Raw genomic sequence first — 24,377 nt, 5'->3', positions numbered from 1 at the left:
GCATTTTGCAGACCTGCCTCATTCTAAAGAATTAAGGAAAAGAAAAAACAAAGATTAAACAAAGATGACACCCATTCTAAAGTTTGCTTTCGGTGAATAATTAAGATGGGTGTCAACTTAAATTCTCAACTTAAATTCGGGTCTAGGTAAAAATTCAAATAGCTTTGTGGATAGTTATAAAGATGCGAAATCAAGAATTGACTAAAATTTTATTTATACCAATATTAATTGCTATTTTTTTAGCTTTTTTCTTTATTGAATCTTATAAAGAAAAAGAAAAGTGCAGGTTAACGTTGGCTAATTTAAACTCATTTTTTGAGCTTAGTAACTCTCCAGTAAAAAAAGGTGCAAATATTATAAGTGATGGTTCTTACTTTGTATTTAAGACAGCAGGTGGAAATTCATTAATGTATTATTTACTTGTTGAAAAGAAAAATCGCTTTGAGTTGCATGAGTTCTTTCAGTTTGGAGGGTGGAAGTCTCAAAATTTAGAGGTTGGAGAAGGTCGATTGATTTTTGATAAGTTAAGAGCTCTATCTACTGAACCAGCTAGTGAGTCTAAATTATTTCATAGCTCTTGTGCTGTAACTGAGTATAGAGATGAAAACTCTAAGGTATTGAAATATACAAATGAATCACATCCTGTCTCAGTAAAGATAATTAATGAAATCTTTAGTAAAAGAGAGAGCGTCTTTAATCAGGAAGAGCACCTTTTCCGGATGAAAGATAGTCAAATTAACTATCTGAATAAGGATGTTTTCGCCGAGCTAGGAGAACGGTGAAAACAGAAATGAGTTGAATAGAGAAACAAAGATGACACCCATCCTAAAGTTTGCTTTCGGTGAATAATTAAGATGGGTGTCAACTTAAATTATTAAGATATACAAACAGAATTAGAATGCAAGCTGGTGCAAATTATCAACGTACGCATTATCTTGAAGAAAAAGGGACATTATATGCAATACCTTAAACTATTATTTGCTCTTACCGTTACATTGATAACTTCATGTACCAGGTTTGAAACAAACTTACATGAATATGAGGAATTATGTAACTTTAATGATGAGTTGATCAATGGCTTAGAAAGTGAAGTTAATAATAGTATTAGCGGCCTCTCGGAGTTAAATAACTTCTTGTTGGTTCGACAGCTGCATCCTAGTAGTAATAGTTATAGTGTGACACTTTTCGAAAATGAGATATCAAAAGGAACAGTTTATTATATAAACAGTGAGGAAAATAAAGTCTTTAGTTTATTATCGCCTCAATATGTCGATAATGTTCTCAATGCTATCAAATCATTAGAGACTATTAATGTTTCTGATCATTTTACAACCGAAAATGTTTTTGGCTTTTCGTGTTACTCAATCGAAGTTAATAGCAGTTCTAGTTACAAGAGTTACAACTTTGTTGGGATGACAAAAAATTCTGATTTATATGAATTGGTCAGTAAAATAGAGAGAGCAGCAGCACTTGCTTACTACTGATAAAAAAAGAAAAGTTGGGGTCACCCATTAGTCAGCCGTTGTAAAGTGCGAGTAAATAGGGTCACCCATTAGAAAGTTCCGGTCAAGCAGGCAGCTGTGTTTTCTTGATCTTTTTATTCAAAAAACCAAGTGTTGTTACTTTTTAAACTCACTTTAAATATGACTATGCATCCAGTAATGACGTCGATTGGTGTGAATATGCACCAGTCACCCATATGAATTTAGGCTGTTCAATTAAGCATCGTTGATGGTTAATTAAGGCCCTTGGCTTTCGCCTCAGTCATCGTTTAGTGCCAATGTCTGTCCAGTTTTTGGCAGTGTTATAATACAGGAGGTAGTGACTTTGCTGAGGCTGGCTCTACTCAAATCGGGTTTTCTAACAATTACTTTAAGAGTAACCTTCGATATGGTGATGTTCCTCAAACTACAATTATTCATGAAGTATCACATTTACCAAGTTTTGATTATGGTCATGTGCATAATGGAGATACCAGTTTTGGCTCAAGGATTAAGGATATAAAGGTTCTTAATTCTGTAGCACATAGATCGTTTTCACCGAGAGAAAGAGTGTCTGCTATTTCTCATTTGAGGCACAACCCTTATGTTTTAGAACATAGTATGATGGGGAAAAATTATGTTGATTAAAAAACTAGCTATTGTAACTTTGATGATATTCACATGTTTATCTTGTGCTAAAAGTAGGGCAGTCGATGTTAAAGTCAATTTAAGCTGTAACTTTGAAAATGAAGAATTTAATTTATTAGTAGGCTACAGTAATAACAATTTAAAAGATTCAAGAAAAATAAGATTCAATACTGATTTCAGTGGGTTAGCTTTATTTAAATACGATGAATATAAGCAAGCCATTAACACTGGTAATAGCTTGCTTATATTCATGAAAATTTTTTTAAAACATCATGAAAAAATAACTCCTTTCGAAGTTGAAATTAAAGCCGGTGAAATCTTCATTATTGATATCCCAATAGAGAAAATTTATAAATTAACCATTTCAGAAGAGGAGTATATAGTTTCGCTTATGGAAGTTGTGAAAATAAATAGTGAGTACAGAAAGTTTTCAAGTAACAGCCTGGTTATATCTAAATATGGATGTTTTGAAGCATAGATTAAGCTTTTAGAAATAGGAAAAAGAGTGAATAGGGTCAGATCACTTGCTTCATAATACTTTATCATGATTGTTCAGGTACTGGGATATGAGTGGTGTTGTGAAGCGGGTCTTGCATTTTGCCTTTTACAAAATATCAGGAACAGGTCTTACATTTTATTGACCTGTCTCCTTCTAAAAAAATTAAGGAAAATAATGAAAAAACTATTAATTTTATCGTGTTTTTATTTTTAAGTGACACAGTATTTGCTTGTAACCGGGCGTCAGGAAAATCGATTGTAAACATTCGTGTAAGGCCAGTTGTCGATTACGTACTATAGTATATTTGTCGCTTGAAGGAGCGACAAATAGAAACAAAGATAAAAACAAAGATGACACCCATTCTAAAGTTTGTACCTACATGACCGCAGGTGGGAGAGTAATGGCTAAGTTTGACTATTCAGCATTTAAAGCAGCATCTGCTCTAGATGGCTCAATCACGCAAAAAGGTTTTTTATATCGCCACGACGGGGTTGATTGGGTTAATAATGGCGGGGAAATGGCAAAGGATGATAGGTATAAATGGCTAAACTAAATATTGTTTTTTATAAATTATCACTGTGTTTACTTGTTTTCGGATGTTCTGATCTAGAAGCAAGACCAAATAAAACTAGTATTTTCGAAATATTAGGTAATAGAGCATCTTTTCAAGATAAAGAAGTTATTTTACAAGGTGTAATATCATCTCAAAGTAAAGACCATTTTTTATTTCCAAATAAAGAGTCTTATGAGTTTTATGACTATGGTGCTGCTCTCTCTTTATCGCTTAATTTGCCAGAGGACAGCTTAAGAAAATTAGAAGGTAAGAGAGTTTCTATTCATGCTTTTTTTTCTTACAAAGAAAATGGAAAGCTAACGGGTAGCTTAAATGAAGTGAAAAGCGTATCGATACTACCAGATAGAAATGGGGTGATTAAAAGGTTTAGCTTTACAATGAAACAAAGATGACACCCATCCTAATGTTGTGATTCAATGAAACCGGACACAAATTTAGGTGGTATTATTACCACTCAAACAGAGGTGTTCTATGACAAAACAACGTCGCTCTTTTTCTCAAGAGTTTAAACTTGATTCAGCAAAATTAGTCCTTGATGAAGGATACTCACTCCCAGAAGCTGCTCGCTCACTAGAAGTCGGTGAAACAGCTCTTCGTCGTTGGGTTAAGCAATTACAAGATGAGCGTGGTGGCACAACACCAAACTCTAAAGCGCTTACTCCTGAGCAGCTGAGAATTCAGGAGCTTGAAGCTAAAGTTAATCGGCTTGAAAGAGAAAAAACAATTTTAAAAAAGCTACCGCTCTCTTAATGTCAGACGAGATGAACAATATTCGTTGATAGACCAATTAAGTGAGCATGAGTCTGTGGAAATGGTCTGTAGCGTATTTAATGTTCCGCGTTCAAGTTATTATGATTTTAAGCAGCGTGTGACATCAATTAAACTTGAAGAGGTGCAACTTAGGTCAACGATTAATGAGTTATTTTCACTCAGTCGTGGAGCTGCTGGTAGCCGCATGTTGGTGGCGATGCTAAAAGACGCTGACTTACCTGTTGGCGTCTTTAAGGTACGCCGTATCATGCGTGACATGGGGTTGGTCTGTAAACAACCTGGGCCTCATTCATATAAATTAGCGAAGGGGGAGCGGCCAGACATTCCAAACAGACTTAACCGTGAATTTGAAGTAAATAGCCCAAACCAAGTTTGGTGTGGGGATATTACGTATATATGGACGGGTAAGAAATGGTCGTATTTGGCTGTTATTATTGACTTGTTTTCTCGTCGTGTGGTTGGCTGGGCAATGTCTGATAAGCCTGATACTGACTTAGTTATTAAAGCATTAGATAGAGCATACGAACAACGAGGCAAACCATCTGGGCTGATGTTTCATTCAGACCAAGGGAGTCAATACAGCGCAAAAAGGTTTCAACAAAGGCTGTGGCGTTACCGTATAAAACAAAGTATGAGTCGCCGAGGGAATTGCTGGGATAATGCCCCGATGGAGCGCCTATTTAGAAGTTTAAAAACAGAATGGGTTCCCTCATTGGGTTATCGTAATTATCAAGAAGCTGAAAAAGATATTAGCTATTATTTGATGAATTACTATAACTGGCGCAGGCCGCATAGCCACAACCAAATGGTTGCCCCTGGAGTAGCCGAAGAAAAACTTAATTCACTGTCCGGAATTAGTTGACCACAACATAAAGTTTGCTTTCGGTGAATAATTAAGATGGGTGTCAACTTAAATTAGTTATTTTAAGGGAAAAGGAATGAAAATACCTTTAATGGGTTCTGGAAAGCCAAGAATGAAAGTTAGACTAGATGGGAAGTATGTAATTGAATAGTCGACCTGATTTCTTTAACAAAAGTGCGATATTACAATCAGTTTTAGTTATATCGCTTTTTTTATTGGCTGATTTATACCTTTTAAATTTTGATAAGTTTGAGATCGGTTATTCAATTAGCTTTTACTTAAAGTTTTTTGTTGTGTTTATATACTTGTTAGCGACGGATAAATTTGATTCATTATTTTTAGAGAAAAATACAGACTTAACTTTAGTACTCGATATTTCAGCGCTCTATTTTTTAATTTGGTTACTAGTAACTGAATTTATATTTGAAAAGCAAGAGCTTTCAAAATTAATAGGTTTGATAATAGTCGTTTTACTATTTGGCTCTGTTTCTTTTTTTATTGAGGTTATAACTAGGCTTAAAGGAACCAGATTGGCTTTTTTAAATTTAATAATAATACTAATAATTGTAATTATTATTTTTTCAGCTGCTTTTTTATTTTTTTTCGGTGACTGGGCTTGGGGGATAGTCTCGCCTTATGAATGGTTCGAAAGCTACTAAAAAAGTGTTAGGGTTAGGTCTTGCATTTTGCCTTTTATGAAATCTCAAGGACAGGTCTTATAGTTTGCAGACCTGTCTCCTTCTAAAAAAATTAAGGGAAATAATGAAAAAACTATTAATTTTATCGGAAAAGAAAAAACAAAGATGACACCCATCCTAAAGTTTGCTTTCGGTGAATAATTAAGATGGGTGTCAACTTAAATTTTTTATTAAGATGGGTGTCAACTTAAATTTTTTGGGGGAACTATAATAATTGGTGCACTAACGGGCTATCGTGCGCATTTAATAGTTTTAAACATAAGAAGGATTAAATTTAATGAAAATTTCATTTAAACTTTTACTTTTGATGCTTTTATTTTTAATTCCGGCCTGTAGCTATGAGGTTGATACAGAAGGTAGTTATAAGTCTTATCGCTATTACAGAATAGATGGTGAGGTATTGGAAATAAATCTTAAAAGTAAGATTGTTTTAGAAGGGAGTGGTGTAAATTCATTGTCAAATTGTAATATTGATGGGTTCAGAAAGTGTTTTATTTTTGACTCGACAATAATTGCCATTCCGAGGGAAAGTGTTTTACCAAGCGGAAGTTTTGAGAAGTATAGTTCAGGTAATGTGTTAGGTGGTAGGTTGAAATATAATATAACTAAAACTGAACTAGATCTTGGTGGTAATAACTATTCGGGCTTCTTCATAACTATTGGAGAAAGACCAAAGTTAATAGATGAAGGAAAGGTCTATGGTTCTTACTTCTATAGCTTAGAGCATGGGGTATTAATATTTGAGCATTATGATTATGTAAGCGATGACTATACGAAAATAGGTGATAATCTTTTTTTAATTTCTCGAACTTTATGGAGTGATGAAGGAATTAGATAGAATGAGTGAGGTATTTAGGGTCAGGTGCATTCGGTCGCAATCGTGAGAAACACACTATTATTGATGGCACAACCTATAAAGAAATATGGGCTTTTAGAATAAAGTGAATAGGGTCAGGTCTTGAATCTTGCCTTTTACAAAATATTAGGAACAGGTCTTACATTTTGTTGACCTGTCTCATTCTAAAAAAATTAAGGGAAATAATGAAAAAACTATTAATTTTATCGTGTTTTTATTTTTAAGTGACACAGTATTTGCTTGTAACCGGGCGTCAGGAAAATCGATTGTAAACATTCGTGTAAGGCCAGTTGTCGATTACGTACTATAGTATATTTGCCGCTTGAAGGAGCGACAAATATGCGGATTGGACAAAACGCGACGTTGAAATAACTTTAATTGTTAGGCAAGGCGTTTAAGTTTACCTCAGGCGCTTGACTCACTGGGCGTTCAAATTCGCTGTGTAATTTAGTAGGTCCTGTAAAAAAGCCGGTGTTGCGTAAGTAAAACCCCGTATTCTCAGTGCCACCTTGATAGTCCATTCTCGATTTTTTAGCGGCGGTTGCATCATAGGTAAAACGTGCTTTAGTTAGTGCATGCCACTGGCCTTGGGTGTCTCTAAGCCATTGATTGCTATAAAGCGCTTTGCGTTCAAACTGGCCTGCATCAGGGATAAAGTTTTCTAAAAAGCTGTGTGGTCTTGTTACATATGTATTGGTACTTGGGCGTCTAAATGATGCGATAAATAGCCATTTTGCAGCAATAGGATCATAAAAGTAGGCGCTGTAATCAGTATGATTGGCAAGATTTTTAGTCGGATTAACTTTAAGTAAAAAGCGATAGGTTTGCTCTGCTTGCCATGGGAAAACGAGGTAACTTTGACCCCCAGAGCCTTCGTTACCAAATTTACCTGTGTAAACATCTTTGCCTTTAGCAAGTTGTTGAATACGCATTTCCACAGGGATAGCAGCAGGGTCATCGGTATGAAAAGGACTCCACACTGAAAATAATACGCGCCGTTCAGTGGCTGAATTAACTTGAATGCCAAAGTAGCCTTCTGCAAAACCATTGGCCATAAAATAAGAGCCTTGCTTATCGTAGCCTTGTGGCACAGTCAGCTCTGAATAAAACCATTGATAGTTTTTAGTGGTATCAGCTACTGGGTAGTTTAAATGCACAGATGGCCCACGACGACCCCAATAAATATCATCTTTTACATATAATGGGGCAGCAGCGTCTTTATTTAGCGTGACAATAACCCCTTGAATATCAGCAAAGGTGTTGCTGCTGCGAGTTAACCCGCTAAGCGTGAGTTGCTGATAGCCTGCATCAGTTGGGTTGAACTTCCCAAGATCGATGTCTTGAAATTGTTGGTTTGTGAGTTTAATAATTTGGCTGTGCTGATTAAAGTCGACTTTTAATTGACTGTTGCCATCGGTCACTTTTACACGTAATTTTAAATTAAAAGGGGTTTTTGTTGGCAGGTAAAAGTAGTGATTTATTGGTATTGTGGGGTCTTGCCAATGCGTAATCCCTTCATCGCTGATAAGTTCTTTGTTTTCTTTAATGCTATGGCTGGTGGCACTATTGCCATAACTGGGAATGAAGTAGTCAGTGGTTTGAGTCGCCGTTACAAAGGAAGAAAATAAGCTCCCTATTAATGAGGCAACAAGTAGTAAAAATCTCATAGTGTGTTCCATAAAAAAAGCGCCGATAAACGGCGCTAATCAGCTTAAAATGATGCCGAAAAGCCCAAGCTAATCGAGCGACCATAGCGCGCCAAGCGACGAATCTGTTCTTCAGTTTTAACATACGACCATTGTCGTTCGTTTGTTAAGTTAGTTACGCTTAAATCAACGCGCATTTTTTCAGTAATGTTGTAGCTAGCACTAAAATCAAATTGACCATAATCAGCCGCCCATTCTGGGCCGCCCCATGCGTCTGGGTATACAAGGTAATCGTCGCGCCAGTTATAAGCAATACGCGTTTGGTAATCACCTTTCTCATAATAAATAACCGCGTTATACGAATGCTCAGACATTCCTACAAAAGGAAGGTCGTTTAATTCTTCATCGTCATAGCTACTATCTGTAAAAGTATAGTTTACTTGTACGCCTAAGCCATCAAAGGGGGCTGGGAGTATTTCATCAAAAGATTGTTGATAAGCTGTTTCAAAGCCTAAAATGGTTGCGCCTTTTTCTGATGTAGGTGAAATTTTAGTAAAAATAGGGCCGTCTACTGCAACGCCATCTTTAAAGTAATTACCTACTTGTGCTGTGCCTACACGGCCACGGGCTATGACAGACTCTATGTCTTTATAATAAGCTGCAAATGTGAGTGCGCCATAATCAGAGAAGTACCATTCAATAGTGGTATCAATCTGATTTGCTCTCAGTGGTTTGATACCTGGGTTAGAGGCATGGTATTCAGCATTATTAAAATCTAAATAACTGTACGGTGATAAGTAACCAAGGTTTGGCCGTGTGATCACTTTTGCGGCACTAAAGCGGTACAATAAATCATCGCGTAAATTAAGTTTGAAGTTTAAGCTAGGCAGTACATCCGTGTAGCTTTCTTCTGTGGTTGAGCGTGCATAATAATCGTCAATATCACCATCAACACGGTAGCTTAATGCGCCATCTTTTTCAGTCACATTGTAGCGAACGTTATCTACATCAAAGGTGTAACCATCCGATGTGACGTCGGTTTTAATAACTCGTACGCCCATGTTTAGTGCAAACGGTAATTGGCCTAAATCGCCTTGTAGGTTTGTTTCAACAAAGGCGGCTAGGGTTTGCTCTGTTAGTGCAAATGAATCTTTAGGGCTGTTTTTTGCAACAATTTTATCTTGAGCTGCTTGTGGGTTGATTGTTTCATAAAAAGCATACAGCTTGTCGTAATCAAAGCTTGCCCATGGATCAGGGTGTTTGCCGGGTTCGCCATCTAAGAAGTTATCAAAATTAGCAGGGACTAATACATCAGCAGGTAAGCGGAATAAATTTAAGCCGCCAAGCTCTTCTACACTTGAGTCATCAAAACTATCGTACTCAGAGTTTTTAAAGTAAGCGCCGCCGTTACTAAACATTGAGGCATTTTTAGATTTAAATACGCTGCGCTCTTTAGTTTGTTTACCGTAATGTAGACCAAATTGCACATCTTTGACGAGTTCAAACGAAGGGATGTAAGTTGCTGCTAGGCGTACTTCTTCGATTTTGTCTTTAACATCAGTGCCGGAGTTGTAGCTGTAATGTGCGCCAAAAGGTTGCTCAGAACTAAGCGCTGGTGTCATTGTTACATCTGGTAGCATATTACTGCCGGTTTGGTCGATAGTGATACCATCAACAAAGCCACGCGCAACAATAAAGCGGTTATTACCGTTACTCACATTTTTTGCTTGTGATTGTGAAATATCTAAATCAACCGTTAAGCTTTCTGTGGCATACCAAACTGTATTAAAGCCCCATTGCCATGTATCGGTATTACGCGGTACAGATACATTAAGCAGTTCTGCCATTGCGCCATCAACTAACTCTACGTAATTTGCATTGCCATCATCATTAAATTTTACTTCACCGATTGCCGGAATGCCGGGAGTCCATGATTCGTCATAGGTGACAAATGAAATCTGATATTGTTCGCCATTGGTTTCGTACTGTGAGTACATGCTATCAAAGTTCACATCAAACTTGTCAGAGGGGCGCCATTGTAGCGCTAGGCTTGCGCCAAGGCGTTCACGGGTATCTTGCCAGTTTGAATAACGTACGTAGCCTGGAATGATCGAGGGATATGATTGCTCGTTATCTTCAAGTATACCGTTACCATTGCTATCGATTGGAATACGAACGTCTACATTTTCGTCTGGATCATAAAACCCTTGGCCTTCATAAGAATCTGCTCGTTGAGTACGCTCAGAATAAACCGCGGTAAATAATGCGCCAAAGGTATCGTCAAAAAAAGTATCGCTAATCAAAAAGGATGCTTGTGGGTTTATATCACCCGTACGCTCTTCATAAATACCTTTTGCACTGCCAGATAAAGTAAAACCGTCTAAATCGAGAGGTTTACGGGTTTTGATATTGATGACAGAGCCAATGCCGCCTTCTTGTGTTTTACTTTGTGGGGATTTATATACTTCGAGGGATTGGACTATTTCAGGGGCGATTAAGTCAAAATTAAAGTTACGGCTGGAATGCTCTGATGCCATGCGCCGACCATTAACGGTGGTTACGTTATAGTCACCACCTAAACCTCGCACGGTAACATTTTGGCCCTCGCCACCGTTACGGGTAATCGCAATCCCCGTCATCCGTTGCAGTGCCTCTGCAATATTTTGATCGGGAAACTTACCAATATCCTCTGCTACTATGGCATCCATAACCCCAACGGCTTGTTGTTTTAAATACAGGGATTCCTTAATACTTGAGCGAACACCTCTGACTTCGATTACTTCTACCTGCTCGGTCTCGGCTTCTTTTTCCTTTTTTTTGTCTTCTTCAGCAGCCAGCGTAGCACCACTGAAAATGGCACTCATGGACAAAAACAGGGTGGACAGTTTTAATTGTGCTTTCATAATAGTTACCTGTATTTTACTTGTTGATGGTTATTTTTTATTGGTTTATTACCAAGCGTGTTGGGTGTCTTTTTCCAGTACGCTTGGGGGAAATCACGAAATAATGCCAAGTGGCTTTGCTTGCTGCCAAAGGCCGCGAGTGAAATCAGGGAAGTCCTTGCTGTTACTACGATCAGCGACAGACTCTACTGATAATGGGAAAACAGCAGACCATGCGGCTGCGTCATACACATCTTGATCAAGTGGTTCGCCGTTGCGCAGGCAAAACACAATGCGCCAAAACATTAAAAAGTCCATGCCGCCATGGCCGCCGTTACGTTCAGCCTCAGCGCCCATTTTTTGCCAGAGCGGGTGATCGTATTTGTTATACCAATCAGCCATGTCGTAATCCCACTCGTGGTAGCTTTTACTGCCACCTTGCTCAAGTGCGATCCGATTTGGAAAGCCTGCAAATGCGCCGTTAGTGCCTTGAATTAGGTTGTGACGAGAGTAAGGGCGTGGCGTGGTGGTGTCGTGTTGCACCATAATGCTACGACCTTTTACTGTTTTGATAATGCTGGTGTTCATATCACCCGCAATGTAGTTAAGCTTATTGCGGCTATGATCTGCGGGAAATTCTTTTTTAGCGTAGGCGGCGCGCCCTAATGATGGCGAGCTCATTGAGCTTATATAGTCAAAACGGTCGCCACGGTTAATATTCATATACTGGGACACTGGGCCTAAACCATGAGTTGGGTATAAATTACCATCAACAGCTGCGTGCCAAGGGGTGCGCCAAGAACCTGTTTTATGATCAATTTCTTTCATCTGCCAGCGAAGTTCATGAATGTACGCCGCTTCACCGTGCAATAACTCTCCAAAAACCCCTTGGCGAACCATATTAAGCACCATGAGCTCGTCACGGCCGTAGCAAACATTTTCTAACATCATGCAATTTTTTTGTGTGCGCTCAGAGGTATTAACAAGTTGCCATGCTTCTTCTACTGTCACGGCTGCGGGCACTTCAACAAAAGCGTGTTTACCGCTTTCCATGGTATCGACAGCCATGGGGGTGTGCCATTGCCACGGTGTTGAAATAATGACAATATCAATGTCTTGGCGTTCTAACATACGCCTATAATCGAGGTCACTTTTACCGTAGGTATCTGGTTTTTTAAAGCCTTTATCAACAACAACTTTCACAGCTCTGTCTACTACGGCTTGATGGGTGTCACAAATAGCTTTTATCTCAACGCCATCAAGATGACAAAAATGTTTTACAGCGCCAACTCCGCGTTCACCAACCCCAATAAAGCCCACTCTTACTACATCCATTTTTGGCACTGTTAAGCCAAGGGTTGAACGTCCTTGTTGCGGCGTTCTGAGTATTGATTTGGGATTTACTGTCGAAGCACAGCCTAAAGCTGCGCTTGTTGCTGCAATTGCGGCCATTGATTGTAAAAACCGTCTACGGTTGAGATCGCCCATGACATTGCCCTTATATATTTATTATTTGTGAATTCGCTTTCGTAGGCTTTTATTTGTACACCCAAGAAAACATCAAAGCAAGATAAAAATCTTTCATTTACTTTCATTTGTGGCGGTGTGTAATTTTAATTTTCATTTAAGTTGTTTTAATTCAGTTGTTTGGTGTTATTTATTGTTAATAAATAAAAAATGTAAATAAATTAAATTGAAAGTAAGTGAAAGCTGAGTACAATGAATGAAAGTAAATAATGAAAGAGAGCGGGCATGCTTAACACTATCGAAAGACGTCATGAAATTGTGCAATTAGTTTGCAAGCAAGAACGCGTACAGGTTCCTGAGCTTGCTCAGCTGTTTGGCGTATCGACGGTTACTATTCGAAATGATTTAAATGAATTGGATGAAAAAGGTTTGTTGGTGCGCTCTCGCGGTGGTGCTGTGATGAGTAATCGCCTTACGCAAGAGTTGTCATTAAAAGAGAAGCATGACGCAAATCGCGGAATTAAAGAGCGGCTAGGCAAATTTGCTGCAAGCTTAATTAAAGATGGTGAATCGATCATTTTAGATTCAGGGACCACAACGGAAGAGGTCGCTAAAAATTTAACCAATCACCATGGTGTCGTGGTGATGACTAACGGGTTGAATGTCGCACATTCGCTGTTGAATGCACCATCCGTTGAAGTATTAATGACTGGTGGCACGCTACGTAAAAAATCATTGTCATTTTATGGCCGCCAAGCTGAGCAGCATTTGCAGCAGTACCACTTTGATAAGTTGATTTTAGGTGTTGATGGTTTTGAAAAAGATGTGGGGATCACGACGCATTTTGAATTGGAAGCCTTATTAAACAGAGTGATGTGCGAAGTATCGCGAGAGATCATTGTTGTTACCGATTCCAGTAAATTTAACCGTAAAGGCGTGCATAAAATTATAGCCGCCAGTGAAGTAAATGTATTGATAACAGACAGTGGCATTCCAGCTGAGATTAAAACGGCCATCGAGAATGCGGGTGTACAGCTACACATAATTGACCTTTGACTTTAGTCATAACTACAAAAGATTAACCAACATAGAGGCTTGCAATGACGATATTACAGCAATTAATCGCAGCGAATAAACGCGGTGAAAAACAAGGTATTTATGCCGTGTGTTCGGCGCATCCATTGGTGCTTGAAGCCGCCATATTGCAAGCCAAGCAAGACAGCAGTTACCTACTAATAGAAGCGACTGCTAATCAGGTTAATCAATTTGGCGGTTATACCGGCATGTTGCCTACTGATTTTATAGCATTTGTTGAGCAGCTAGCGACTGAGCAGGGGTTTGCGGTCGATAAACTGATCCTAGGTGGAGATCATTTAGGCCCAGTGTGTTGGTGTGACGAGGATGCTGGATCAGCGATGCAAAAGGCTGAGCAGTTAATTGCTGGTTATGTGGCGGCAGGGTTCAAAAAAATCCACCTAGATACCAGTATGCGCTGCGCTGATGACGACGCAATTTTAGCAGATGAAACGGTGGCAATACGTGCGGCGCAGTTGTGTGCTGTGGCTGAAAAAACAGCCGTTGATACATTTGGTCACAGTGATTTGGTGTACGTGATAGGCACTGAAGTCCCCCCACCAGGTGGAGCAGATGAGCATATTGACACGCTCGCTGTTACGCAAACTGCCCATGTTGCAAGTACCTTAGCGCTGCATCACGATGCATTTTTACAGCTCGGTTTATCATCTGCATGGCAGCGTGTAGTGGGATTAGTTGTACAGCCGGGGGTTGAATTTGATAATACCCAAGTATTTGATTACGACAGCAGTAAAGCACAGCAACTAAAGCAGTACATAACAACCGTTGAAGGTATTGCCTTTGAGGCGCATTCAACGGATTACCAAACGTCGGTGGCATATCAGCAGCTAGTGAATGACCATTTCGCGATTTTAAAAGTAGGCCCTGAGCTTACATTTGCGCTACGTGAAGCTTTATTTGCATTAAGCCATATTGAAGATGCGCTCATAGGTACTGAACAGTGCTCGCATTTACGCACTGTAGTTGATGCCGATATGCAGCAGTTTCCAAAAAACTGGCAGCGTTTTTATCAAGTCGAACAATCACTGCAGCAGCTATATCGCCGCTTTAGCTTTAGTGATCGTATTCGTTATTATTGGGGCCAGCAAGGCAATCAAAATGCGGTTGAAACGCTATTTAGTAACTTACAAAAACAGTCGATCCCCTTGCCACTACTAAGCCAGTATATGCCGTTACAGTATCTAGCTGTACGTAATAAAACACTTCAGAACAACCCTAAATCTTTGGTACTTCATCACATAATGCAAGTAACCAGTCGCTACGCAGATGCGTGCTTTAAACAATAATAGACGTAAGTGAGGTAGCAATGTCGAGTTATTTAGCAATTGATGAAACGCTTTTAGAAGCTAGAAATAGTGCATGGACAGCAAAAGAAATTATGCAGCAAAGTGGCTGCTGGCGAGAAACACTCAGCTTGGTAAGTGTTGTACGCAAGCAATTAGATGCTTGGCTTGCAAATGTGTTGGATAAGCCTAATGCGCAAATAGTTTTTACTGGGGCCGGTACCTCTGCGTATGTTGGCGAGGCGGTTGTTGGTTACTTAAACCAACAGTTAGATATTCCATGTCTCAGTATTAGTAGCACCGAGCTAGTGGCTTGCCCGCAGCAGTATTTACAAAAAAATAGGCCAACGTTATTGGTCTCTTTTGCGCGCTCAGGTAATAGCCCTGAAAGTGTTGCTGCTGTTGATGTAGTGAATAACTATGTAAAACACTGTGCTCATTTATTTATTACCTGTAACCCTGATGGCGCACTGAATAAGCAAGCGGCGCAGGATGAGCACTATTTCTCGTTATTGATGCCAACACAAACACTTGACCAAAGCTTTGCAATGACCAGTAGTTTTACGTCGATGCTGGTGGCAGGCTTAGCGGTATTTAGCGATGTGGATAATGCCGTTTTAACGATGGCTGACAGTATTGATAAAAATATTCCGAGCAAGTTAACTCAATTAAAAGAGTTGGCTGAGTTGCCAATGCATCGGCTGGTGTATTTAGGGGCTGGGTCATTAAAAGGGTATGCGCAAGAGTCGGCGTTAAAGCTATTGGAGTTAAGTGCAGGCCAAGTAATGGGGTATTTTGAATCCCCGCTTGGTTTTCGCCATGGGCCAAAATCATTAGTTGATGATAAAACGTTAATCGTCTTATTTGGTTCAAATAATAACTATACAAAACAATATGATATTGACCTACTTAATGAGCTGCAAAGCGATAATAAAGCGATTGCAGTGCATACATTAACCTTGCCAAGTGAGGCCTCTGCTGAGCAGTTAGATGATGTCTTTAATGGCCTGTATTATATGGTGTGCGCACAAATAATATCCTTCTATAAAGCGTGGCAACTAGGTATTACGGTAGATAACCCATGTCCAACCGGTGAGGTAAACCGAGTGGTGCAAGGGGTGACTATTTATCCATTCTCACAAGGTGATATTAATGACTAAGCAGTATATTTATGGCATTGATATTGGCGGCAGTAAAATTGAACTTGCGGTATTTGACGCTTCATTAAAACAACTAGAGTCATGGCGTATTGCAACACCGCAAACGAGTTACCAAGATTTTTTAACTGCGTTAGTGGAAATGATTTCAAGTGCAGATCATAAATATCAGTGCTGTGGTGCAGTAGGTATTGGCATGCCAGGTATTATTAATGCGAACCAAGAGGTTTTATCCGCAAATGTTCCTCATGCAACAGGTCAAAATGCAGCGCAAGATTTAGCAAAATTAATAAACCGGCCTGTCGCCATTGAAAATGATTGCCGCTGTTTTGCACTTTCTGAAGCAAAAAGCACGATTGGTTTACAACATACTCGTGTGTTTGGTGCAATTATTGGTACTGGGGCCGGTGGCGGGTTATGCATTGATGGTGAGCTGTACAAAAGTGCGCAAGGTATTGCTGGCGAATATGGGCATTATTCACTTTCAGCAGTGCTACAACAAAAATACCAGTTGCCTATTTTAAAATGTGGCTGTGGTTTAACAGGATGTGTTGAAAGTTATATCGCTGGCCCCGGGTTAGCGCGAATCCATTGGCACTTTTCAGGAAAAGAACTCACCACCTTTGAAATTGTGGAAGGCTTACGAAAAGGCGATGTATTTTGTCAGCAGAGCTTTGCATGTTACTTGGATTTAATGGGGAGTACCTTTGCGGCAATCATTATGGCGTATGACCCTGAGGTAATTGTGATCGGTGGTGGTATGTCATTAGTTAACGAGCTAGTAAGTAACTTAGAAGAGGCAATAGTACCGTATGTTTTTGCTGATATTCGCGTGCCAAAAATTGTGTTAGCTGAGTTTGGTGATGCTAGCGGTGCCCGTGGCGCTGCAATTTTAGCTAAAGCGCAAGTTGGAGTATTATCATGACTGAGCCAGTCTTTTACGTTAAGGCAGAGACTATATATTGCCAAGAGACCGTACTGAAAGACCACCTAATGTTAATTGATAATGGTCGTATTAGTGACTTTACAGAAAGCCCCAAAGCGGATGTGCCAATTCATGATTACGGTGATGCTGCGATTATTCCCGGTTTAATTGATTTACACATTCATGGTCGCGAGGGCTGCGATGTCATTGATTGTAAAATGAGTAGCATTGAAACAATTTCATGCTCACTTGCAGAGCATGGAGTGACGGGGTTTTTAGCGACAACGGTAACGACTGACTGGCAACAAACCCTTAATGCGATGGCTATAATTGGCCAAGCATATACGCAGCAACCTAGTGGTGCACAGGTTTTGGGGGGGTATAGCGAAGGCTTGTTTTTTAGTGAAATACATAAAGGTGCGCATAACCAAGATTATTTTTTAGAATTATCGCAGCCGCATTTAGAAGCGATGATTAAGGCGGCCAACGGTAGCTTAAAGGTGGTGGCATTAGCACCTGAAAAACCCGGTGCCAATACGCTGATCCAATACCTTACAGCACAAGGTGTTAGAGTGATGTTAGGTCATTGTGATGCCACTTATGAACAAACGCAGCAGGCGCTTGGGCATGGTGCATGTGGTGGTGTGCATGTATTTAACGGCATGCGCGGCATTCACCATCGCGATCCAGGTTGCGCGGGGGCGGTATTAATGGATGACAATGCGCTGGTGGAGGTTATTGCTGATGGTGTGCATCTTCATCCTACTATTTTAAAGTTAATTTATAGACTCAAAGGCCCGCAAAAAATCGCGTTGATCAGTGATTGTATTAATGCAGGTGGGTTAATTGATGGACAATATAAATTAGGTAAAATGGATGTTTTTGTTCACGATGGCGTGGCGAGAACGGCATCGGGCTCTTTGGCTGGTAGTACGCTAACGCTGGAACGCGCTGTTAAAAATATGCACCTATTAGGCAGCGTTGAACTACGTGAAGCGATAAATATGGCCAGTATTGTCCCTGCACAATTTCTTAATATTGAAAGCCAAGTTGGTTCTTTAGCGAGTGGTAAACAGGCTGACTTTGCTGTTTTAAAAAATGATTTCAGTATTCAAGCTACCTATGTGAAGGGTCGCCAATGCTTTTTTAGGGATGCTCAAAACGGCTAAAAAGCACGGCTTTAGTGTAGCTATTGGCTTCAAAACCCATAGAAAGTGAAATATTATAAAATTGATTGCATTTTAAGCGACATGTATGGTGATGTTCGCTATAAGTAATGCTATACTCCCGCCGAATAATTTTTCGACTTTATTAAGAGTAAAATAATGGCAGATTTATCGAAGTACAGAAACATTGGTATTTTCGCGCACGTTGATGCGGGTAAGACCACGACTACTGAGCGTATCCTAAAGCTTACTGGTCAAATCCATAAAACTGGTGAGGTTCATGATGGTGAATCAACAACTGACTTCATGGAACAAGAAGCTGAGCGCGGTATTACTATCCAGTCTGCGGCTGTAAGCTGTTTCTGGAAAGATCACCGTTTTAACGTTATCGATACTCCTGGACACGTTGACTTCACAGTTGAAGTATACCGTTCACTAAAAGTACTTGATGGCGGCATCGGTGTATTCTGTGGTTCTGGTGGTGTTGAGCCACAATCAGAAACTAACTGGCGTTATGCTAACGAATCAGAAGTTGCACGTGTTATTTTCGTAAATAAATTAGACCGTATGGGTGCTGATTTTTACCGTGTAACTGAGCAAGTACGTAAAGTACTTGGTGCAAACCCACTAATCATGACGTTACCAATCGGTATCGAAGATGAGTTTGTTGGTGTTGTAGATGTTCTAACTAAAAAAGCATACGTTTGGGATGACACTGGTCTTCCAGAGAACTACGAGATCACAGACGTTCCAGCAGACATGGTAGAGAAAACTGACGAATACTATGAAATGCTTGTTGAAACTGCTTTAGAGCAAGACGACGAACTTCTTGAAGCATACATGGAAGGTGAAGCGCCTTCTCTTGAAGATATCAAGCGTTGTATCCGTAAAGGTACTCGTGACCTTGCTTTCTTCCCTACATACTGTGGTTCTGCTTTCAAGAACAAAGGTATGCAACTAATTCTTGACGCTGTTGTTGATTACTTACCGTGTCCTACAGAAGTTGATCCTCAACCTCTTATGGATGAAGAAGGTAATGAAAATGGCGAGTTCGCAGTAGTATCTACTGATGAACCATTCAAAGCGTTAGCATTCAAAATCATGGATGACCGTTTTGGTGCATTAACATTCGTACGTATCTACTCTGGTAAACTAAATAAGGGTGACACTATCCTTAACGCGTTTACTGGTAAAACTGAGCGTGTTGGCCGTATGGTTGAGATGCAAGCAGATGACCGTAACGAATTAACTAGCGCACAAGCTGGTGACATCATTGCTATCGTAGGCATGAAAAACGTGCAAACTGGTCACACTTTATGTGATCCTAAGCACCCAGTAACACTTGAGCCAATGGTATTCCCAACTCCAGTAATCTCGATTGCTGTACAGCCTAAAGATAAAGGCGGTAATGAGAAAATGGGTGTTGCTATCGGTAAAATGGTTGCAGAAGATCCATCTTTCCAAGTTGAGACTGATGAAGATTCAGGCGAAACTATCCTTAAAGGTATGGGTGAGCTTCACTTAGATATCAAAGTTGATATCCTTAAGCGTACTTACGGCGTAGACCTTATCGTTGGTCAACCACAGGTTGCTTACCGTGAAACTATCACTCGTGAAATCGAAGATAGCTACACGCATAAGAAACAATCTGGTGGTTCTGGTCAGTTCGGTAAAATCGACTACCGCATCAAGCCAGGTGAAATTGCTTCAGGCTTCACGTTTAAATCATCAGTTGTTGGTGGTAACGTACCTAAAGAATTCTGGCCTGCAGTTGAGAAAGGCTTTAAGTCAATGATGAACGAAGGTGTTCTAGCTGGCTTCCCAGTACTTGACGTTGAAGTTGAACTTTTCGACGGTGGTTTCCATGCCGTGGATTCATCTGCAATCGCGTTCGAAATCGCTGCTAAAGGCGCTTTCCGTCAATCGATCCCTAAAGCGGGCGCACAACTTCTTGAGCCAATCATGAAAGTTGACGTGTTCACACCAGAAGATCACGTTGGTGACGTAATCGGTGACCTTAACCGTCGTCGTGGTATGATGAAAGACCAAGAAGCTGGTTTAACTGGTATCCGTATTAAAGCTGATGTTCCGTTATCAGAAATGTTCGGTTACATCGGCACACTACGTACAATGACATCAGGTCGTGGTCAGTTCTCTATGGAGTTCTCACACTATGCACCGTGTCCACAAAGCGTAGCTGATACAGTAATCGCTGCAGAAAAAGAGAAAAAAGCTGCTAAGTAATTAGCCTTTTAAATCTTTGAAAAAACCCGCACTTGTTGCGGGTTTTTTATTGCCTAACACTAAAAATATTTAACCATTCTAGCGGGCTAAATAAAGCGCTAACAGCGTTATAAGTTTTTCATGTACGACTGCATGGATGCAGGAGGTACAGCAATGCAGGAGCAATGGCCGAGAACAACACCATGTCAAAATTTCTGCCTTGTTATCACTGTATTTATCTTTCGCTATAAATGGTCATTAACTTAACACGATTGGTACAACTTTTTTTTGAGAAACTCTTTTTCTTGATTTTTTTTCTTCACTTGTTGATTATTGGAACTTTAGTTTAGGGCGTGTTGACCTTTGTGGATTGAAATTTGTTCAATCTAGGGGGAATTTAATCGCGGCGCGAGGTTTGTAACCTAGTGGGCTAAGTAAAAACCGAGCAACAAAGAGTTAATTGTCCCTAGAAAGAACCCGGAGGGCAGCGCATGTTTGGCATTTATGCTGCGTTATCGCCTATTAATGGGGAATAACCACACTACATAGGCTCTGCCTTGCCTAAAAACCAAACATACAGCTGCAAAATCAATCACGAAAGGTCAACACGCCCTAATAGTTTTTAATATGTTCAACTAAAAGGATTGAGCTAGTTCATTTTTAGAGATTCGCTTTTAAAAAAGATAATTAATTAACTTGTGGCTTATTAACGGCTTAGAATAAATACTTTAGGTCTAGGTAAAAGGTAGTGTAAATGCTCTTGTGTACCTGTTTCTATAAGGGTAAAATTCTCTTCTGATTTATAGTTTTTAACTATTAATAAAAAAGGAAACCTTCCTCAGAAGAGGGTGCAAACAAAAGAGCCTTAATATGAATATAGTAAAATTAAGTCCGAACTGGATGTTGCAAGCAATTAAAATTATTTTTGCCCTCGTTACAACATACAGTGTTGTAGCTGTAATGGATTTGAAAATAGTTACTATGGTAATTATTCCCACTTTTCTTGTGCTTACTTTGTTTAATGTAATGAAATTACGATTTTTGCATTGCTACAAAGCGGGTATTTATTATTCTGGTATTTTAGGTCGGCAATATATTAATGCGGATGAAATAACAGCCATTACTTTTAAGCGACATAGCATTATTACTGAGTTTAAAGTTCAGTTGGCATCTGGAAAGGTTGAGTCTTTCTACAATTGGCAATTTAATGAAGAGCAAATGAAGGGCATTCTGGATTTGTATGCGCGTAGTTTGGCTTGCAGTAAAAAAGAAAGCAATCAACGCTGTAATGCTTAAGTAAAGATGATGATTCTTGAGATTAAATAGACCGCTTTTTAGCGGTCTATTTCGTTATGTAGATTTAGTAAGTTACTTTTTAATACGCCTTCTTGCTAATAATGGTAAAGCGAGCAAACTTAACCAACCTAATGAGCCAGAGTTACTCTTCTTTTCATCCACTTTATCTATATTAATAAATACCAACTGTGCTGCTGATAAATTCCCGGCACTATCTTGAGCTTGTACCATTAAGGTAATTTTACGTTCAAGGTCGTAATCCAGTTCTGTAGCGAGAATAAGCTGACCTTGTGCATCAATTGTAACGGCATCATTACCTGATACAACAAAGCTAACTACAGGTGTGTATGCTTCATCTGCATCACTAAAATTAAGCGTGCCTATTACGGCACCTACCGCACTATTCTCTGCAATGCTAAAGGTTTGTTCAGGCGCTAAAACAGGCGCTTGTGGTTCTGGGATTGGCTCAACTGGTGGCTCAGATTTTATATCGATAATGACAGGATCATGATCTGATGCACGGTATGCGTTGTCTGCGTATAAGCTTGCTTGCTGTGTGTCTGATTTTGATTCGAGGTTGTAATCTAAGCTAATAGGCTCATCAGCATTGATATGCCAATCTGTCGCAGCGACTACTTTTGCAAGCAGGGTTGGGCTTGCTACAGCGTGATCTAAGCTACCTAATCGTCCTGAGAAGCTATAAGAGTAACTAAAAGTGTTGCCATTAAGTTCGGCGACAACATTCTTATACCCTTTATCAGCAAATGCGCGAATTGGATCTTCCATTGCATATGCGTTCATATCACCGACAAGGATAATATCTTCATCATCGATACCGGTAGGTTTACTGTTTAACCAGTCAGCATAAGCATTTGCACCCGCAACGCGAATTTCATTCCAGCAAGCTTGACCATCACCTAAATCAGCGTTGTTACCTTCTGCGCTACGACAGCCGCCTTTTGATTTTAAATGGGCGACAGCAACTGTAAATACTTCTTCGGTACTAAGTGATTTAAAGCTTTGCGCAATAGGCGCACGGTTACTGTAATCAAATGGTGTTTGCGTTGTTATGGCCGCAGTGCCTACTTCTTCTACTTTATTAGCGCGGTAAATTAATGCGGTAGTGATTTGATCTGTACCAATTTGATTTACAGCAAAATCAACAAAAGCGTATTGGTTTTCAGCATCTTCATCATTGAGTGCTTTAACTAGGCTGGCAATGGCGCTAAATTCACCAAAACCATCGTTTTCAATTTCCATTAAACCAATAACATCGGCTTTAAGCGCTGTAATTGCACTGACTAATTTTGCTTGTTGGCGAACAAATTCTGCTTCGTTATCTGCACCGCGACTTGTTGGAAAACCACCGCCTTGACCATCACCATTAAAGTAATTAAGTACGTTGAAGCTGGCAATACGTAAGTCGGCTTGCTCGTTTAATGCAGGTGCATCTGGGCGAGGGTTGGTAGCAATAAATGTTGGTGCAATCGTTGGGTGAAGACGGTAGCGATTAAAGCTGTAGCCCAATACTCCGGTAATCGTATTAACAGAGTCACCTAAACGTAACGTATTATAAGCATCAAGCCCAACACCCGGGTAAGCGATTGGATCGCGGTTTTGCTTCGTTGAGCCGTCATCGACTAAAATTTGTTTTTTAAGGTTCTCAGCTTCGTGGGCATTGGCTGCATCACCAGGTAAGGCAACTTGCGTACCCTGATATAGACGTTCCGTGGCGAGTTCAACTTCACCGAAACGACCTAGCGCATAGTTATTGGTGACCACTAAAGGTTGCTCTAATGTGACCAACATACCTTCAAAGGCTTCAAAATCATTCGTATCAGCAACAGGTAAAGATATTTTTGTTGCTGTAGATGTTAAGTCTGCTGCACAGACTTTAATTTGGCTAACGTCGCCAATTTGTGTTGCGTTGAAGTATTCAGCGACACTGCCCTTAACACGAACGTGATCACCCACATTAACGTCAGTAGTATTAGCGTAAATAAATACACCTTCAGAGGTCAGTGGGTTGTTGTCAATATCAGCATCAAGCGAGGTGATAAAAAAGCCATTGAGTTGATCGTCGGCCTGTAGATCCGCCGTTACAATACCTTCAAGCTCAACGATGGTATTGATCAATGGGCTTTCATCACTGGCACCTTGAATGGCGTTAATCGTAGTTTTAGCAGCGCCGCACTCTAATGGAGTAACCGGTTCTGGATCAGGGTCTGGTGTTGGTTCTGTGCTTTCGCCATGAAAACCAATGCCTGAAAAGTCATCTTTATCAAACTGCACCCATTGTGCACTTGGATCAAATTCTGCCGTGGCATCTGTACGGCCTATTGTAATACTGAGATTGCGACGCAGTGATTTATCTTTAGTGGCAACACCGCCGGCAGACCACTCTTGGCCAGGATCAACGCCTAGTTGACCAAAACTATCAACGATAGTGCCATCTTTAGTAAGTATTAAAGCATCATCACCATTAAAATAGGTAACAGTTGCTTCAATATCAGCTTTCGCTTTAAGTTCGTCTACAGAGCCTGCGTTAACAATTACATAGGTGCTATTTGCAGCTAAACTACCAGATAGGTCAAGTGTATTATTTGGACTGGTTAGATCGCCGTTCCCATTTGAATAAAGAGAGATGTTATAGCCGTTAAGAGATAATTCAGCGCCTGAGTTGTTATAAAGCTCAATAGCTTTATTGTTAGAGCCACCTTCAACATATTCTGAAATGATTAGATTAGCGGATGCTGGTGCACTGAGACTTGCAATAACAAGTGCCAGAGGTGTTATTTTTGTATTTATCATTTTATTCCCGTGTGTGTGGATCCCAATTGGGGGAACT

The 24,377-nt window shown here is 40.0% G+C and carries 19 protein-coding genes; 15 read left to right on the top strand and 4 right to left on the bottom strand.

The features are described from left to right. Window positions 1-182 precede the first annotated feature (182 nt). The 8 genes from HH219_RS03570 to HH219_RS03535 all read left to right on the top strand — a co-directional run bounded on the left by HH219_RS03570 (window position 183) and on the right by HH219_RS03535 (window position 6,371). Window positions 183-782: a hypothetical protein gene (locus HH219_RS03570; RefSeq protein ID WP_054205889.1), complete on the top strand. Its 600-nt coding sequence runs from the start codon at window positions 183-185 to the stop codon at window positions 780-782. 174 nt (window positions 783-956) lie between these two features. Further along, the gene (locus HH219_RS03565; RefSeq protein ID WP_169326645.1) at window positions 957-1,484 is read left to right on the top strand and encodes a hypothetical protein; all 528 of its coding nucleotides are present in this window, start codon (window positions 957-959) and stop codon (window positions 1,482-1,484) included. Window positions 1,485-2,118: 634 nt separating this feature from the next. Beyond that, window positions 2,119-2,607 carry a hypothetical protein gene (locus HH219_RS03560; protein ID WP_054454387.1) on the top strand — a complete coding sequence of 163 codons (489 nt, stop codon included), beginning with the start codon at window positions 2,119-2,121 and terminating at the stop codon, window positions 2,605-2,607. Window positions 2,608-3,028: 421 nt separating this feature from the next. Continuing rightward, window positions 3,029-3,181, top strand: a complete 153-nt coding sequence (locus tag HH219_RS03555) for a hypothetical protein (RefSeq protein ID WP_161803896.1) — start codon at window positions 3,029-3,031, stop codon at window positions 3,179-3,181. After that, the gene (locus HH219_RS03550) at window positions 3,169-3,594 is read left to right on the top strand and encodes a hypothetical protein (RefSeq protein WP_054456204.1); all 426 of its coding nucleotides are present in this window, start codon (window positions 3,169-3,171) and stop codon (window positions 3,592-3,594) included. The genes HH219_RS03555 and HH219_RS03550 overlap by 13 nt, the downstream gene beginning before the upstream one ends. Before the next feature lie 79 nt (window positions 3,595-3,673). Then, window positions 3,674-4,835, top strand: a protein-coding gene (locus HH219_RS03545; RefSeq protein WP_169326644.1) for an IS3 family transposase whose coding sequence is annotated in 2 segments (ribosomal slippage) — window positions 3,674-3,939 and window positions 3,938-4,835 — 1,164 coding nt in all. Because the reading frame shifts where the segments join, the coding sequence is not laid out codon by codon here. A 215-nt stretch (window positions 4,836-5,050) separates the two neighbouring features. Then, a complete protein-coding gene (locus tag HH219_RS03540) occupies window positions 5,051-5,494 on the top strand; it encodes a hypothetical protein (RefSeq protein WP_169326643.1) in 444 nt (147 codons plus the stop codon). Window positions 5,495-5,810: 316 nt separating this feature from the next. Next, entirely contained in the window at window positions 5,811-6,371 is a 561-nt protein-coding gene (locus HH219_RS03535; RefSeq protein WP_054205316.1) for a hypothetical protein, read from the top strand. A gap of 392 nt (window positions 6,372-6,763) precedes the next feature. Here HH219_RS03535 and HH219_RS03530 read toward each other — a convergent pair whose 3' ends face one another. The 3 genes from HH219_RS03530 to HH219_RS03520 all read right to left on the bottom strand — a co-directional run bounded on the left by HH219_RS03530 (window position 6,764) and on the right by HH219_RS03520 (window position 12,405). Next, on the bottom strand, window positions 6,764-8,056 hold the full coding sequence (locus tag HH219_RS03530) for a DUF3472 domain-containing protein (protein WP_249118438.1): 1,293 nt from the start codon (window positions 8,054-8,056) through the stop codon (window positions 6,764-6,766). 44 nt (window positions 8,057-8,100) lie between these two features. Beyond that, the gene (locus HH219_RS03525) at window positions 8,101-10,938 is read right to left on the bottom strand and encodes a TonB-dependent receptor (RefSeq protein WP_169326641.1); all 2,838 of its coding nucleotides are present in this window, start codon (window positions 10,936-10,938) and stop codon (window positions 8,101-8,103) included. Between the two features lie 93 nt (window positions 10,939-11,031). Continuing rightward, complete coding sequence (locus HH219_RS03520; protein ID WP_054205313.1) at window positions 11,032-12,405, bottom strand: Gfo/Idh/MocA family oxidoreductase; 1,374 nt, start codon at window positions 12,403-12,405, stop codon at window positions 11,032-11,034. Window positions 12,406-12,669: 264 nt separating this feature from the next. Here HH219_RS03520 and agaR point away from each other — a divergent pair, with 264 nt between their 5' ends. The 7 genes from agaR to HH219_RS03485 all read left to right on the top strand — a co-directional run bounded on the left by agaR (window position 12,670) and on the right by HH219_RS03485 (window position 21,529). After that, window positions 12,670-13,440, top strand: coding sequence for a transcriptional repressor AgaR (gene agaR / locus HH219_RS03515; protein WP_054205312.1), 771 nt, complete (start codon window positions 12,670-12,672; stop codon window positions 13,438-13,440). 44 nt (window positions 13,441-13,484) lie between these two features. Next, window positions 13,485-14,765, top strand: a complete 1,281-nt coding sequence (locus HH219_RS03510; protein WP_054205311.1) for a D-tagatose-bisphosphate aldolase, class II, non-catalytic subunit — start codon at window positions 13,485-13,487, stop codon at window positions 14,763-14,765. 20 nt (window positions 14,766-14,785) lie between these two features. After that, complete coding sequence (locus HH219_RS03505; protein WP_054205310.1) at window positions 14,786-15,922, top strand: SIS domain-containing protein; 1,137 nt, start codon at window positions 14,786-14,788, stop codon at window positions 15,920-15,922. Next, on the top strand, window positions 15,915-16,844 hold the full coding sequence (locus HH219_RS03500) for an ROK family protein (RefSeq protein ID WP_054205309.1): 930 nt from the start codon (window positions 15,915-15,917) through the stop codon (window positions 16,842-16,844). Before HH219_RS03505 ends, HH219_RS03500 begins: the two co-directional genes overlap by 8 nt. Beyond that, window positions 16,841-18,013, top strand: coding sequence for an N-acetylglucosamine-6-phosphate deacetylase (nagA, locus tag HH219_RS03495; protein ID WP_054205308.1), 1,173 nt, complete (start codon window positions 16,841-16,843; stop codon window positions 18,011-18,013). Before HH219_RS03500 ends, nagA begins: the two co-directional genes overlap by 4 nt. A 156-nt stretch (window positions 18,014-18,169) precedes the next feature. Beyond that, window positions 18,170-20,254 (top strand): elongation factor G, encoded by a 2,085-nt coding sequence (gene fusA / locus HH219_RS03490; RefSeq protein ID WP_054205307.1) that lies wholly within the window; start codon window positions 18,170-18,172, stop codon window positions 20,252-20,254. An 849-nt stretch (window positions 20,255-21,103) separates the two neighbouring features. Next, a complete protein-coding gene (locus HH219_RS03485; protein WP_054205306.1) occupies window positions 21,104-21,529 on the top strand; it encodes a hypothetical protein in 426 nt (141 codons plus the stop codon). A gap of 72 nt (window positions 21,530-21,601) precedes the next feature. On the opposite strand, the gene HH219_RS03480 is transcribed toward HH219_RS03485, so the two are convergent. Then, window positions 21,602-24,340, bottom strand: coding sequence for an ExeM/NucH family extracellular endonuclease (locus HH219_RS03480; protein ID WP_054205305.1), 2,739 nt, complete (start codon window positions 24,338-24,340; stop codon window positions 21,602-21,604). Window positions 24,341-24,377 lie beyond the last annotated feature (37 nt).

The sequence above is a fragment of the Pseudoalteromonas sp. NEC-BIFX-2020_015 genome, assembly GCF_012952265.1.
In the GTDB taxonomy this organism is placed as follows: Bacteria; Pseudomonadota; Gammaproteobacteria; order Enterobacterales; family Alteromonadaceae; genus Pseudoalteromonas; species Pseudoalteromonas neustonica.
Note: the sequence above shows the minus strand (reverse complement) of the source record. Positions and strands in the feature narration are given on the sequence as shown.